Source organism: Amphritea opalescens (assembly GCF_003957515.1).
Lineage (GTDB): Bacteria > Pseudomonadota > Gammaproteobacteria > Pseudomonadales > Balneatricaceae > Amphritea > Amphritea opalescens.
In genome coordinates this window covers 1-15,025 of the sequence record NZ_RQXW01000020.1, presented here as the reverse complement: position 1 = coordinate 15,025, position 15,025 = coordinate 1, and the positions used below count along the sequence as shown (strand labels likewise).

General features: G+C 46.8%; 12 protein-coding genes. 4 read left to right on the top strand and 8 right to left on the bottom strand.

Features of this window, described 5'->3' with window-relative positions; translation table 11 throughout:
• Nucleotides 1–398: 398 nt before the first annotated feature.
• Entirely contained in the window at nt 399–944 is a 546-nt protein-coding gene (locus EH243_RS16470) for a hydrolase (RefSeq protein WP_126159759.1), read from the top strand.
• Nucleotides 945–1,048: 104 nt separating this feature from the next.
• Here EH243_RS16470 and EH243_RS16465 read toward each other — a convergent pair whose 3' ends face one another.
• The gene (locus EH243_RS16465) at nt 1,049–1,990 is read right to left on the bottom strand and encodes a universal stress protein (protein WP_126159758.1); all 942 of its coding nucleotides are present in this window, start codon (nt 1,988–1,990) and stop codon (nt 1,049–1,051) included.
• Between the two features lie 257 nt (nt 1,991–2,247).
• On the opposite strand from EH243_RS16465, the gene EH243_RS16460 reads away from it, so the two are divergent.
• On the top strand, nt 2,248–2,652 hold the full coding sequence (locus EH243_RS16460) for a YgaP family membrane protein (protein WP_126159757.1): 405 nt from the start codon (nt 2,248–2,250) through the stop codon (nt 2,650–2,652).
• Between the two features lie 264 nt (nt 2,653–2,916).
• Complete coding sequence (locus tag EH243_RS16455) at nt 2,917–3,480, top strand: DUF5610 domain-containing protein (RefSeq protein WP_126159756.1); 564 nt, start codon at nt 2,917–2,919, stop codon at nt 3,478–3,480.
• 94 nt (nt 3,481–3,574) lie between these two features.
• Here EH243_RS16455 and EH243_RS16450 read toward each other — a convergent pair whose 3' ends face one another.
• Genes EH243_RS16450 through EH243_RS16440 form a run of 3 tightly spaced genes read right to left on the bottom strand, consistent with a single transcriptional unit; the run spans nt 3,575 to nt 8,312 of the window.
• The gene (locus tag EH243_RS16450) at nt 3,575–4,945 is read right to left on the bottom strand and encodes a hypothetical protein (RefSeq protein ID WP_126159755.1); all 1,371 of its coding nucleotides are present in this window, start codon (nt 4,943–4,945) and stop codon (nt 3,575–3,577) included.
• Between the two features lie 11 nt (nt 4,946–4,956).
• Entirely contained in the window at nt 4,957–5,766 is an 810-nt protein-coding gene (locus tag EH243_RS16445; protein WP_126159754.1) for an outer membrane lipoprotein-sorting protein, read from the bottom strand.
• Nucleotides 5,763–8,312 carry an efflux RND transporter permease subunit gene (locus EH243_RS16440; protein ID WP_126159753.1) on the bottom strand — a complete coding sequence of 850 codons (2,550 nt, stop codon included), beginning with the start codon at nt 8,310–8,312 and terminating at the stop codon, nt 5,763–5,765. Before EH243_RS16440 ends, EH243_RS16445 begins: the two co-directional genes overlap by 4 nt.
• 325 nt (nt 8,313–8,637) lie before the next feature.
• Here EH243_RS16440 and EH243_RS16435 point away from each other — a divergent pair, with 325 nt between their 5' ends.
• The gene (locus EH243_RS16435) at nt 8,638–8,946 is read left to right on the top strand and encodes an ArsR/SmtB family transcription factor (RefSeq protein WP_126159816.1); all 309 of its coding nucleotides are present in this window, start codon (nt 8,638–8,640) and stop codon (nt 8,944–8,946) included.
• Nucleotides 8,947–9,212: 266 nt separating this feature from the next.
• On the opposite strand, the gene EH243_RS16430 is transcribed toward EH243_RS16435, so the two are convergent.
• The 4 genes from EH243_RS16430 to EH243_RS16415 all read right to left on the bottom strand — a co-directional run bounded on the left by EH243_RS16430 (nt 9,213) and on the right by EH243_RS16415 (nt 14,390).
• A complete protein-coding gene (locus EH243_RS16430; protein WP_241235113.1) occupies nt 9,213–11,945 on the bottom strand; it encodes a bifunctional acetate--CoA ligase family protein/GNAT family N-acetyltransferase in 2,733 nt (910 codons plus the stop codon).
• A 709-nt stretch (nt 11,946–12,654) separates the two neighbouring features.
• Complete coding sequence (locus EH243_RS16425) at nt 12,655–13,152, bottom strand: hypothetical protein (protein WP_126159751.1); 498 nt, start codon at nt 13,150–13,152, stop codon at nt 12,655–12,657.
• 159 nt (nt 13,153–13,311) lie between these two features.
• A complete protein-coding gene (locus EH243_RS16420; RefSeq protein WP_126159750.1) occupies nt 13,312–13,713 on the bottom strand; it encodes a GFA family protein in 402 nt (133 codons plus the stop codon).
• 128 nt (nt 13,714–13,841) lie between these two features.
• Entirely contained in the window at nt 13,842–14,390 is a 549-nt protein-coding gene (locus EH243_RS16415) for an HD domain-containing protein (RefSeq protein WP_126159749.1), read from the bottom strand.
• Nucleotides 14,391–15,025: the final 635 nt, after the last annotated feature.

The window sequence follows — 15,025 nt, the reverse complement described above, 5'->3', positions numbered from 1 at the left end:
ATATCCATTTTCCTGATTATTCTCGCGTGGATGTTATTTTAGCGCATTCTTATATACAGGAATACCCGTATTTATCTCATCCATTATAATTAGTCCGCGAAGTAATATCGGTTGCTGTAATGCTCCGCCGATCCCATCTCACATTTCGACCGGCTGCCTATACTGGGCGCCACACTGGAAAACGATGTTTAAATCCCAATTCGCTGTCATTATCACCTCGGCGCCAGTAGTGGCTCGGTGCTTGGACGCACCAAAAGTGAGCACATAGCCAAAAACAACACTAGGGTATATCCTTATACGTCTATGTTGGTGCCGGCGATGCTTTGAGATTTTCCTTGCGGCATTTTAGCTCGGCTTTTGAGCGAGGCCTCAGGCCTCTATTACACGGAGAATGTAATATGTTGATCTACCCAAACGCCTCTTGTTTGCTGGTTGTTGATATTCAAGAAAAACTAGCCCCTGCGATACATGAGGGTGACGCCGTGATCGCCAATGTCCGGTGGTTAGCAGAAGTTGCCAAACTAGCCAATGTCCCCATACTAACCACCGAACAATACCCAAAAGGCCTTGGCCCAACGGTTGAACAGCTACGTGATGTGTTACCGCCAGAGGGTTTTATGGAGAAGATGCATTTTTCCTGCATGGCAGAGCCTAACTGTAACGAGAAGATCAACAGCTTAAAGCCGAACCAAGTCATTATTGTCGGGATGGAAGCACACGTCTGCGTTTTACAAACAGCCATACAGATAAAACAACAAGCCCGTGAAGTGTTTGTAGTGGCCGATGCGGTGTCATCACGTAACCCTGCCGATAAAGCAGCGGCTCTCGAACGGATGCGCCAGTGCGGCATTCATATCGTCACCAAAGAGATGGTTGGCTTTGAATGGATACAAACCTCGGGTACCGATCAGTTTAGAGAGTTCAGCCAAAACTACCTGCGCTAAGGTAATCTTAGCCTGTCAGGTTTAACGATAAAAGCAGCCGCAGCTGCTTTTTTTATACCAATATAGCGCGACTCATCTATATCCATTGCCTATCAGCAACAGCCTTAGTCGGTCTCTTTAATACTACTGATAAAGCCCGCGGGCTTAACCACCATTAAATCCGCATGTAACTCATCAAGCACCCTTTCGATCGTACTGCCCACTAAAATTCGATCGAGTACACCCCGAGCTACCGAGCCCGCCACTAAAATATCAATATGTGCTTCGTTCACATATTCGAGAATCGCCTGACGGGGCTCTTTCTCTTTCAAGGTAACCGCGGGGCTATCGGTCGTCAGACCATAGGGTTGAAGCAACTTAGCCAACGCCTCCACATGCAAGGTTCTTACGGTATGTTGCATACGTTCAAAATCGGTGACCAGATGCTCATCAAAAATAACCGAATGAGGCAAGACACTAAAGCTATGCATCACTTTCAAGTCACCTTCCAACGCCTGCACCAAGCGACTCGCCCATGCCAGAATATTTTGATCCAAAGCTGCCGGCACATCACACTCATGGAAAGGGTCAACCGCCGCCGCCACATGCCCACCATCTGACCAAGCTTTCTGCTTCACCAATAACAGAGGCACGGGACACTCTCTAATTAACTGCCAGTCAGCCTGATCAAAAATCGAGTGCCCTAAACGGCTATGCTGCTTCACCGAATGCAGCACCATATCGGGTTCAAAGCGTAATACCTTACGCACCACCGCTTCAGCCTGATGCCGGTGCCAGCAAACATCGATATCCACATCAATATTGAGTTCGTTGAACGGCATGGTTAAAGGTTCTAACTCAGCTTCGACATGACGAACATAGGCCTCTTCAGCGCGACGAAGCGAGGTTTTATCAAACAGATAACTGCTATACAACGATGCGTTATAGCAACAACAAAATAGCTCTACCTTTGCCCCACTGCCTTCAGCCAGTCGAAGCACTTTTTCCATTAACAGATGATTATCATTACCCTGTTCGATATTCACCAGAATTCTGCCAATATCCACAACAAAACCTCCACATTGCTTATAACCTAAGCATGCGGCAAGCAAACAAGTTTGCCAACTCAATTATTTGATTTAGCACAAACGAATGAGATGGATTGCACACGCCAAAGGATCAACGGCGGCGTTACACAATAAGCCTGTCATTTTAATATGCGGCGCCAACCAGAAACATTAACTTTTACTAATTTAATTAAATCTAATATATAATGGACGTCATACCTAAAATCTCCTTCCACTAACAATGAGGTTATTTTCTAATGACTCTTAACGCTGCTCTTCGCCTGCTGGCTGGGTCTGTGATTCTTATCAGTTTGGCGCTTGGAACATACGCTCACCCTGCTTGGTATTATCTCACCGGCTTCGTTGGGCTTAACTTATTACAATCGGCCTTTACTAAATGGTGTCCCGCGATGGCCATCTTTCGTCTGCTCAAGCTCAAAGAACAAACCTGTAGTACGGGAATGAGTGTGCATCAAGGTGTTCATCTTATCGCCGGTTCTTTGGTGCTCATCACCGTGGCGGCCTATCTCTTCTTTGCTGCACCATTTTGGATTTTGTATATCACCGCGGTGATCGGTATCAGTCTATGCCAATCAGCCTTTACCGGTTGGTGTCCGGCCTTTACCATCGCGTCATTACTCGGATTCAAGAAAGCCGATTAATCCTGATGTCTCAGTCTAGATAACCCTTTAGACAGATAGATTGATGACCAAATGCCGCCAACCGCGGCATTTTTTATGTCTGGCAGCCTTGACCTAAACACTTTGAGATCAAAACCTTTTGTAATCCAACCGTTCAACGAAACTCAGTAACAGATCCAAATGAAAATTTTTCACGCATAAAACCGCCCTACCTGCCGATAACGGTTAGTATGATGGCTTATTGCAATATCGAGCCCGCCAAAAACCTGACATAAAGGAGATGATATGGAGATCACATCAATCAATCAGCCGGTTACCGAGCAGAGTAAAACAACCGAGCCAACTCAAGCGCAACAGAATAAAACCGCCCATAATCAGGCGATTTTACAAGCGTCTTTAGATGTCAGTATCTCTTCAGGCAATGATTCACTGACCCTGCTCTACCGCTCAGCGGTTACCGAGTTAAATAAGGTACTCGAGACAGACTTAGGCACTTCCTCGATTCAGAAAGCCTATGATTCCGGTTTAGATGTAACTCCCGAAGCGACGGCGGATCGCATCGTCTCCCTGAGCGGCGCATTTTTTAGTAGCTATCAAGAACAGCATCCAGAGATGGATCTGCAAACACAGGCGGAGAGTTTTATCTCGGTGATTAGCGGTGGAATCGAACAAGGGTTTGCCGAAGCCCGTGATATTTTGGAAGGTCTACAGGTACTCGATGGGGATATTGCCGCAAATATTGATACAACCTATGACCTCGTGCAGGAGAAATTATCCGCGTTGACCGATACGCTGATGAACAGCGCGCAAGCCACCACTGATGGCTCGGATGCAGATCAGGTAAGCTAGCACCTCAGAGTCAACACCCCACAACGCGATTTCGCCTATGACTAACAGTATAAAACCGGCCATTAGCCGGTTTTATGGTCACAGGTTCTGCCAATCAAAAAGCGTAGCGAATACGACCATAGACGTTACTCCCATCTTCGAATTGACCAAAGAATGTATTCGGTTTAGCCCCTTCAAAAATGTTCGCTCCCACCACCACACTCACATTATCATTATAACGGTAACTCACCGAAGGCCTTAGGTAGTGATCCTCATCACTGGGGGAGTAAAAGGCAAACAGCGACCAGACCAAATTATCCTGCCACATGCGGTAGTTGAGCCGTGTTGTATATAGGTAACGGTACTCTTCTGGGTTATAGGCCGATGTTGATGCGGCCTCCAGCGCGTGGTAATCCAGCGTCTGCTCAAGATAGTATTGCAGCCCTAGTGTTAATTTTGGCAACAGCTCCCGTTCATAACCAAGCAGGAAACGGAACTGACTATTGGGTAAGTAGGGATCATTACCATCGCTATCTTCAGCCATATGCCATGCCACTTCCGCATTCGCTAAACCGGAACCCACATTGCCTCGAATACTCGCGCCCAGCACATTTAGCCGACTGAAAATGGCATTTCCACGACTATCTAATCCATTGGGCTGTTTCTGAAACCCTCGGTAACCATAAAGGGCCCACTCCGTGCTATCAATGCTACCCGAGATACGCGTTGCAAACTCACCATTAGCGAAACTATTGGCAGGCTCTTCCGCATCAATACGGCCTTCCGGTGCGGCGACATTTTGTCCCACTTGAGGTGAAAACCAGGAAAACCGATTACCATTAATATAACGATCCGAGGTGTAATTTGGCATCCAGACCAGATCGATGCTCGCCGAATCACCATAATAACTCGCTTTAGCGGCCACTACGGGGGCCTTGAGATATTCGGTATCTCGACCCGAAAAGAATGACTGCCAATCCTTAGGAAACATATCATTCAAAAAGAGCAGATCGCCGGTACCCCAGGTTAACACCTGCTGCCCCAGTTTCAGATCGGTATGCTCTCCTGGGCTCATGGTGTAAGACGCTTCACGCAAATCCGTACGAAAGCCCTCTTCGACCCCATCCGCATAGACATCCGCTTTCAAGGCGTAACGATCATTACCCACAAAACCACTGGTCTCAAGACGAACGCGAAGATCGGCTAGCGTCGCATCATCCATCGGTGAAAAACGTTCATTCAACACGGGATCAGACCCCACACGGTTGCCTAATCCCCCTTCAATAAAACCATGCCAGACAGTGGCGTTATCATCACTGCCACTATCATCCCAGCTGTCATCGCCCCAGTTATCGTCGCCCCACTCCTGCTCTGTGCTATCTTGCTGGCTGTTAACAGTTGATGCGGTGTCCTGCTGCGCCATCACCGACGGCGAGGTCACGCCCACTGCCAGCGATAGTAATAGCGAGGTTAGCTGTGTATTCATAGCCGGCACGCTCATGACGCAGGACGTTTAAGCCACTGACGGGGCGGATTGCGCAGAGATCGCTCGGAAAACACCCCGCTATCCATCCCCAAGTCATAACGGATAAAACGAAACTCCATCGTCGTATTGGCACCGCTCACCAGATCACTCACCCGTGATTTAGTCACCGTTGGCACCCCTTGAACCGTCTCAGTGGCTAACACTTCAACCCGACGATACAGCTTATTATTGGTATCGTAATACTCGGTTTTCATGGGTAACAAACTACCCTTATCGATCCACACCTGATAACGACTAAACTCCACCGAACTCGGATCTTTCGGCGTGTTCTCTAATACATAAAAATCATCGGTTGTGTCTATGAGTGTATGCAGATCTTCGTCCGGATTACGGCCGGAGACATCTTCATAAAAATAGTTTGAACCTACGAAGCTGGTGCGCTTATCGCCGGCAGAGATCCGTTTTACCAAATCGAGGCCCGGCAGGTAGAGCCAGCGGTCATCGTCTTTCTGGGTATGTTTCTCTACTAAAAACACCGTGTCACGAACATCCGATGGACGACTAAAGGCCACCAGAAATTGCTGATCACCACCGTCCTCATAATCTCGGCGGAGAATAGTGAACTGCCGTTGCTGTTGACGCCCCTGTGAATCCTGAATCAGCATCCTCGCTTCAGAACGTCCATCGTCCCCCTGATAATAAGAGGCGAGGTTTGCCTGTTTAATAATCTCAGATACATCGGTGAGATCGGCTGCGCTACTCTGCACTGAAGCACTCAGTGTCAGACCAACCACGAATGTCGCCAACAGTTGCTTAATCATGATTCACTCTCCTTCGGGGATTTAACGCCAAACAAGCCATCTTTATCTTTAATCATCGACATCACCGCAGGCAGTAACATCACTGTCACCACGGCGGATACCGCCATGATAGCGGCCAGAAAGAAACCCACCGTGATATAGGGCACTAACGGGGCAAATAATAACGGTGTAAAGCCGACGGCCACCACCACCGCATTACGACTGATAGCCCGCGAAGGCCCGCGGTAAACGTCGGCCACCGTTTGTTCCCAGTTGCCACATTGACGATAGATAGCCCGGGTTCGTTCCAAAAAGTGTATGGCAAAATCCACCGACAAACCCAAGGTTAAGGCGGATAACACGGCAATCGGCATATCATAATCTTTACCGATGAGGCCAATCATGCCATAGATAAACAGAATCGTTACGGTCAAAGGCAGCATCGATAGCAAGCCAATTTTCACCGAGCGGAACAGCAGCACCATAATCAACAGCACCATGAAGAACGCCCCTATTAAGCTGTTCAACATGCCGTTGACCATTTCATCCTGCCACACCACATTAATGTACGTCAGCCCTGCCCAGTTAAGCTCAACACCCTCCGGTAACGGATGATCCGCAACATATCCATCCACTAAGGATAATACTTTGCTCATATCCTGATTATCACCACTGCTTAACTGCAACCACAACACGGTTGAACGGTAATTAGGGGTCACCATATGCCATAGATCATCCGGTCGGTGGGATCCTTGAAAACTCAAGACAGTCTGGGCCGCTGCTGCCGCGGTCGGTGGTAATTTATATTGGTCGTCGGCGCCCCCATTCAACTCACGGTAAACCGTTTTCAGCTGTGTCGGGAAGCTATTGCTCTTACCGATATAGTCAGACTGATCGAGGAAAGCCTGTAATTGATCAACATATTGCAACGCTGGCGGTGTCAGAAAATACTTACTGCCAACTTGCGCTTGTTCGGTGATATCCAGCAATTCAAGCCATAGGGTTTCATGGTCACTATCATCATAACTACGCTGATCAAACAGGTTGATTAAGCCGTTGGTATATTCAATAAAACTGTCGTTGTTAACACTCGCCAACAACGCTTGCAGATCGACGCCCTCTTGTGCGGCACGTGCCGTCAATTGTTGTTGCAATCCGCTGCGAAGATCGCTGGTTTTATCCAACACCAAAAAGGCATTATAGGTACCGGGGAAGTGATGATTCATGACCTTATCGGCAACACGTAAAGGGTGGTCCTGCTTAAACCAACGCACCGGATTATCATTAATCTGAATCTGCGCCACGCCGTATACGCTGCCCACCACGATCAGGACAAAAAACGCCAATAACCCTTTAGCCCGCGCGATCGAGAAACGACCGATGAAAATCAGTAAACGGCCGAGCAGAGAGTTATCATCTTCATCGATATTATGATCTTTCATCTGCGCCATGCGCTGCGGGGAAAGACTGATAATGTAAGCGGGCACCAGGGTAATCGTCAGCAGGAATGCCAACATAATCCCAAACGCCACGTGTAAGCCAAACACCTGTACCGGCGGTATCGGCGTAAAAGCTAGTGAAGCAAAGCCCACGGCGGAGGTCACCGAGGTATACAGCATCGGCGTAAACAGATGCCCTAACACCGCTTTCACCGCGGTTTTAGGATCTTCGCCAGGACGGTGGCGATCGGCAAATTCGGACAGAATATGAACCGAGTCCACCACGGCAATCGGCATCAAAAAGATCGGGATCATCGAGCTCATAATATGGACAGTATAGCCCTGCCCGATTAACAACCCCATGGTAATGATCACCGAGGCCATCGCCACCAGCATCGGTGCAGTAATCAACAACAGGCTGCGGAAGAAAACCCACATCAGGGCAAAAATCATCAGCCCCGCCAAAGGCGCTGAAATCGCCATCTGCACAAACATCTCAACACCAAAGGTGTCTTCTGCGACGGGTAATCCAGAAATGTAGTACTGATTATTACCGCTGAGCTTTTCGATTTCAGTCTGAATTAAACCGGAAATCCGATAGCTTTCTGACTTTTTAACAATAGGCACATAGATGCCGGCGGCCTTACCATCACCGGACACCAAGGTATTATTCAGCAGCGGCAAACGCTCGACCGAGGTTCGAATCTGATCAATGCCCGCTTGATCTTGCGGCACCTGTTTCATCATCCACTCAAAGCGGATACTACCGGGACCTTCCTGCGAAATATTATCAACCCGATCGAGGGACATCAGGTCTTGACTAACGACTCCGTCCATCTGCACGATAGCATCGGCGAGCTGGTGTAATTCCGATAGACTCTGCGGGTTATAGATCCCTTGCGCCGTATCATTCACCACACCGACAACGATCATATCATGCAGGCCAAAGCGCTCTTTCACATGATCATGAAAAATCCGCGCGGGATTATCCGCCGGCAACATGTTTTCGGGATCGGTATCAACTTGAATAGAAGGTATCTGCAACCCTGCTATCAATGTCAGCAGTAACACACCCCAAAATACCCATTTAGGACGATTCATTGACAGATTAACCAGTGTAGTGCGCATCGGTTGTTCCTGTTTATTAGCGATACTCTTTATAGGAGCAGGTTATAGAAGACGGTAAGAGATGCCTGCTATTGAGGCTTCTCGTTCGGTGCTTTTGATAACAATATTGATAACAATATTTTTGCCACGTACCACCAATGGTAGTACTTTAATCTGGACATTATATTAGTGTGTGCTAATATTTAAAAGCACTACATGAGGAAATTGAGAATTAATCGCCGCTACAGTAGAATACCAAACCTTTACTGGCCGCTAGCTCTAGAAATAGCTTTCCGTCAAATTATAAAAACAGGCGGGATACCGATTGAATACAACGACTCAACAAATGACACCCAATACTTTGGCCATGATGAAAGTGAATTCAAGTAAAGCCGCCAAGCTCATGAAAATATTAGGCAACGAGAGTCGTCTGCTTATTTTATGTTACTTAGATGGGAAAGAACTTTCCGTCACCGAATTGAACGACTGTCTCGACCTGAGCCAATCGGCACTATCTCAACACTTAGCCGTGTTACGTAAGGATGGCTTAGTCAGCACCCGTCGTGAGTCACAGACGATCTACTACTCGCTGTCAGGGGATTCCGCCACCCGTATCATTCATACGCTACACGAGATGTTCTGCCCAGATTTATAAGCTAAACAGCTTCCGCCACTGAACCCCTTATCGCAGATAATCTCTTCGTTCGTCACTCTGGCGATCAAATCTTTCCCTGAATTGATCTTTTACGTTACCAGCACTTAGACGCCCCACAGAGTACGCACCCTTGCGCTGCATAGACAACGACCACTATGGACAGCTAAAGTGTCAAATAAAAAAGACGGATGCATCATACACCCGCCTTCCTCTTTATCGTATAAATCCGCTGAGCGTCGATCCATCACAGCAGATTAGTTCAACATCTACCCTTTTAACCGGCTACGCTGCCAATCTTCCGTCGGTTCATTGAGCATCATTTCCATCTCTACGACATCCTCTTCCATGTTGTAATGATTTTTAAAGCCCAGTTTTTGCGCCAAGCCCTGCATACTTTTGTTCGACGTAAGCGTTGAGCCCATCAGCATTAACGTGCCCCGTTCTTTACAGTAATCAATCACCTTCTGCATCAAAACAGCACCAAGCCCTTCACCCTGTAAATCATCTCTAATCACTACAGAGAACTCCGCCCGCACATTGTCCGCATCGGTCACCGCACGCACCACACCTAAGGTTTCCCAACCGGGTTCATTCTGTTTCGGCGCAGTTACAATGAAGGCCATCTCACGGTCATAATCGATCTGCGTCCAGTTAGCCAACTCTTGGTGCGTCGGAATACCGCGGCTGTAGAAGTAGCGTAATCGGATCGATTCCGCACTCAAGGTGTTATAAAACGCGAGGTGACTCGGTTCATCCTCTCCTCGTATAGCACGCACGATCGCTTTGCGGCCCGATTTACGCAACGATATATGCTCACTCAAATACTCGGGGTAAGGTGAGATCGCCAACACCGAAGGCTCGCCTAATGAGACGGCCACATCCACCGCTAACACACCGCGACGGTTCACCAGCAACGGATTGATCTCCAACCCTTTGAGGTTAGGTAACTCAACCACCATCTGCGAGAGTTTAATCAGCAGATCACTGAGCTGTTCCAGATCACGCTCTAACTGCACACTGCTCTCTTTCAGCACATCAAACATGTGCGAAGTGCTGATCAGCCGACGTGCCAAGCTCAGATTAAGGGGCGGTAACATCACCTGCCGATCGGCCAATACATCCACCGAATAACCGCCTTTACCAAACAGCAATAAGGGGCCGAAAACAGGATCACGGGTAATCCCCATATTAATTTGTAGCGACTGATAACCCCGCTTCATCTGCTGTACACAAAAACCTTTTGGCCCCTCAGGAAAGCGCTCCTGCACTCGAAACGAGAGCTTGGTTGCCGCCTGTCTAACCTCTTCTGGGGAGAATAGATCCAGGGCTAAATCTTTCCAGCGGGGGGATTGTCTATTGTCATAATTAAACGGATACACATTCTCAGTGTGCATCACCTTAACCGCGACCGTTCCTCCCATTTTTTTCGCCAGCTCAACCACACCCTCGACATCATCGGCATATTCACTGTGGGAAACGGGGATATCATATTGATCCAGCAGGTCCGTCGCTTCACTGTGGGTCAGGTAGTCTCGTCCCTCGGCTAAGGCGTTGGCCACCAAGTTTTTAGCTTGTATATGGTTCTGCACATTCGGGTCGATAAAGGGTGCTGGGGTTTGCCTCATCACCTCTTGGTTACGGCGAAACTCAACCATATGCATAAAGGCATCAACAGCTTCCTCTGGAGTAATAAAGGTGGGTAAACCGGCTGCATTGATATAATTTCGTGACTCTATCGCCGTACTGCGCCCCATCCAGCAGGTAAGAATATTACGCGGCGTATTACGGGCCACTTCGATGACCTGCTTGGCTGTCTCTGCACCGGGCGCCATACGCGTTGGCGCATGGATCACCAACACCGCATCGACATTCGGGTCTTTCGTCAGCAACTTAGTCACCTGAGCAAAGCGTTCGGGGGTGGCATCGGCATGCATATCGATAGGGTTTTTCAGATTCCAATGATCCGGTAACACCTCTTTCAAGGCCGTTACGGTTTCATCACATAGCTGTGACAGCTCTCCGCCCTTACGCAACAGCTGATCGGTCGCCAACGCATTGGGCCCCATACCGTTACAGACGAGCGCCAGTCGCTCTCCCCGCATCGGCTTCATCCGCGATAGGGTTTCTAGGGCGTTATACAGCTGGTCTACCGTTTTTACTCGCACAACCCCTGCGCGTCGCAGCGCAGCATCATAGACGAGATCTTCATCCTTGATACCTAAAGCCGGTTGATGCACCTTGTCTTCATCAAAAATCATATTCGATTTCAACACCAGCACGAGTTTATTGCGCGAGGCAGAACGAAGAGAACTTAGCAGATTGCGGGATGAACCAACAAGGTGATCCAATTGAATCAGGATCGATTGGGTATAAGGGTCTTGTGCGTAATAGTCGATGATAGAAGGCAGATCGATATCCACCCCCTCACCCAGCGTCAAAAAATGGGAAAAGCCGATCTCCTGACCGTTGGCCCAGTCGATCATCGCGGTGCCCAATAGGCCGGACTGACCAACATAACTGACTTTGCCCTTACGAATATTCAGATGAGAAAAGCTGGCATTCATATGGTTGCTAGACACTAGCATCCCCATACAATCAGGCCCGAGTATTCGGATACCATAGGGCTTCGCAAGCTCCATGATTTCATCCCGTACCGTTTTGCCCACCCGATTACGGGAGCGAGATAAACCGCCGGTCAGGATCATCGCGGCTTTGACCCCACTTATGCCCAACCGACGGACTAAATCGGCGACCCCTTCCGGTGGAGAACAGACAATGGCCAGATCCGGCATTTCAGGCAGCTTGGATAAATGGCTATAACAGGTAATACCGTGAACCTTATCGTATCCGCGCTTGTTCACCGCGATGAGCTTACCCTCATAGCCACCCTCGATGAGATTATGCAGTACCACGCCGCCCATACTGTTTTCTTTTTCAGAGGCTCCAAACACCGCAATCGATTTAGGTTTAAAAAAACGTTTGAGATATCGTGTACTCACGAGACTTACTCCATAGGCCATTAGAACCGGTCAGACAGTTGATCCAAGACCGTTCGCTACATTCTATATTACGCAGGTGCAGCATAAACATTATTAACGATAAATACGTGACTAGCATCATAAAGCCCAACCAAAATGGGTAAAAATACAGTTTTATGCCAACTTAATCGTTAATTGGAAGCGGCTTACCCCTTTAGTCCAACAATGCTCGCTGTTAAGAATAGCATGTCTATCTCCCCTCGCGGATGAGCCCTGATAACGACTCACACTTACTGCATCATATAAAATCCTGACAGCTGTTCGCAATCTTGACCTTAGATTTGCTGGCTACTACAGACGAAATATTCAGTGACATCAGTCATCAACCAAGTTTCAGATCGATATAGCCGCCATCACACCATCAGCTGAACCCGACAAAACAACTGCAGGCTTGTGGAGAGATCTTACGCATTCTTTTTCGAGGCTTGCTTTTCAGGGCTAGGCTCTTCTGCTGATCAAGATGACTAAGGCGCGTGCTCAAAAACGACCACTATCAATATGGTCGGTTCGATAATGATGGTATCACCAACGGTGATGGAAGCATTGCGAGGCAGGATGATTGGTGAGAACGCCGCAAACAACGGCGCATAGGTTTATGTTTATGTTGATTTTGAGACTGTTTTTAGCAAAAAAGATGACTGTCGTTTACCTATTCGATGGCGAGCATCTGTTAGTAATCATCCGCATTTATCACCGATAACTCACACGTATGATATTCATATTCTGCTGCACTGCCTTCTCCAGAGACTATCCCCTTAAAGCTAAAACGGGGATAGATAGTGACATCCGGTTCAGCATATAAAACATCAATGACTTTGCCATCGGCGTTTTTAAAGATAGCCTGTAGAGAAAAGTCACTCCATCTCTTAAAGGTTGGGTTGGTAATGTCTCCGATGCACCGAACATTCAGTTTTTCGTCCCCCATCGTTACATTCAACGCGGATGAACTAATCTCAAATGCTGGTTCTAACGGCTCTTTCATTGAGATTGAAACAATGTAGTAAGCAATCCATATAATGAAAGCACCGAGTAATACAATCAGCAGGTAATTAAAAGCGGGCTTATTTTGCAGATTTGCAGCCTTGGTCTGAATCTGTAGGCAATGCTTACATTTAAGCGCATCTTTTAAAATTTCTTCCTTACACGCGACGCACCGTTTAGTATCCATCTTATATCCTTGATGACTGTATCTGCATTTTCGCAATAGGTGAACATGACGACCAACACTAGAAAATATAACGCTACAATAAAAGATAAGCGTTAGCGAATCCTGCCAGCATTTTTTGAGAGCGACCTTGAACTGACCTGCTATGCAATTTTTATAAGACTACCGAGCATCACAGAATGCAGGAATATCAGGCTGTAACTGACTCCAGTTAGCGCGGTAATTTGTATATATTTGAGCATCAATTACAACGGGAACATCCTCATTAAATAGAGCAATGGCTAATTCGATTTCCTCTATTGGAGCATTTTTAACTCTAAAGCCTAAGCTTGAACCACACTCTTTACAAAATGAACGAGTCGTTCCATTAGGCGCCGTAAAATGCTTAATAGATTCAAAACCAGAATGCCACACTAACCCAGAAACACCCACTAGCGTTCCAAATGCAGCACCATGAAATTTTTGACACATAGTACAATAGCAGTTAGCCGCTTTTTCATTGAAACCATTAACGACAAAAGCCACTCTATTACATAAACAAGAACCTTTGAACTCAGGACTCATGGTTACTCCTTATTGCATAATGCCGCGTTAACGGGTGCGTAAGCTGGCGTTGTTTTTGCAGCTTTTGGTTTTAGCAAAAACCGCGACAACCCTAATGCGTCCAGTTGAACTGGACTATATAGGCTTAGTTATTTCACATACTGACTATAATTTTCGATCTTTAATCGCAATCTTTCCGCCAGAAACTGATTAGCCTCACCCAACTCATTCAAAATACAATAGGCTTCTTCTTTGTATCTTGATATTTTACCTGTATCCCAATGCTTCGGAGGTGGTTGTAGATTTGTAATCCTGTCACATAACTTAACCATCCAAACTTCTATGGGTTGCTGTTTAATTCGGCGAAGACTATCGTCCATTTGCTCCATTTTTGTAGGTAACTTTTCGTTTTTACTTAGCGCCAAAACCCCATTTGCTACCTCTATCCCAAATTCATGTTTAATATCTTCAAAAGTGGTTTTTGTATCCTCAATTGAATCATGCAGCAATGCACAAAGAACAAGTAAATTGGGGTTCTCAATATTGGTACCCATCGCTATTGCGGCAGTTGCTTCCATGCTAACGAGGCCTAGGTGGTTGATATATGGAATATCACTACCAGGTATCGTTTGTCCTAGATGAATGCTAGAGGCAAAGTTCCATGCCTTTAAATATGCATCTTGATTCCAAATATTCATTTTTCATCCTCACAGATAAGAACCTTAACGCCCAAAGCAGTGGGCGACGAAGCCGTCCGACTGTCTCTGTTTGTTATGTGTGTGTGGCACTATTTAAATGCGTTAATGATTTATGCACAAAAAATACAAGGCTGATAGCTTTTAAGCTATTTACTTTGCTTCCATATGAATCGGAGTTTCCATGCATTATTAGATGCCGATTAAATAGCTGCTTTTCCTCTTCTGTTGGATTTGTAATTGTTTTGGTAACATCACTAGCTACACGTAATGGTTTTAATACAGCCTCTTCAAAAACCTCTAAGCCAGAAACTGAGTCAAATATATCATTGGTTTTGGGCTTACCTTGCTGCTTCGAAAAAAGACCAATACCAGGATATAAATCTCTCCCTATACCTTCGGATAACGCTAATAAGGTGGGTATAGAAGAAAAATATGCTTCAGAATAATGAGTAGAAAAGCCATCCTCAATTTGACCTTTGCGATTAGGGAAGATGCGAATAAGCCCTGTTCATGAGACAATTTATTTTTAATCTTCGAGCCTGACCATGCCACATCAACTTACCTTTGCCGACAGCGAATTCAACAACAAACGTCGTAAAACACGTAAAGAAATTTTCTTGACTCGAATGGATAGC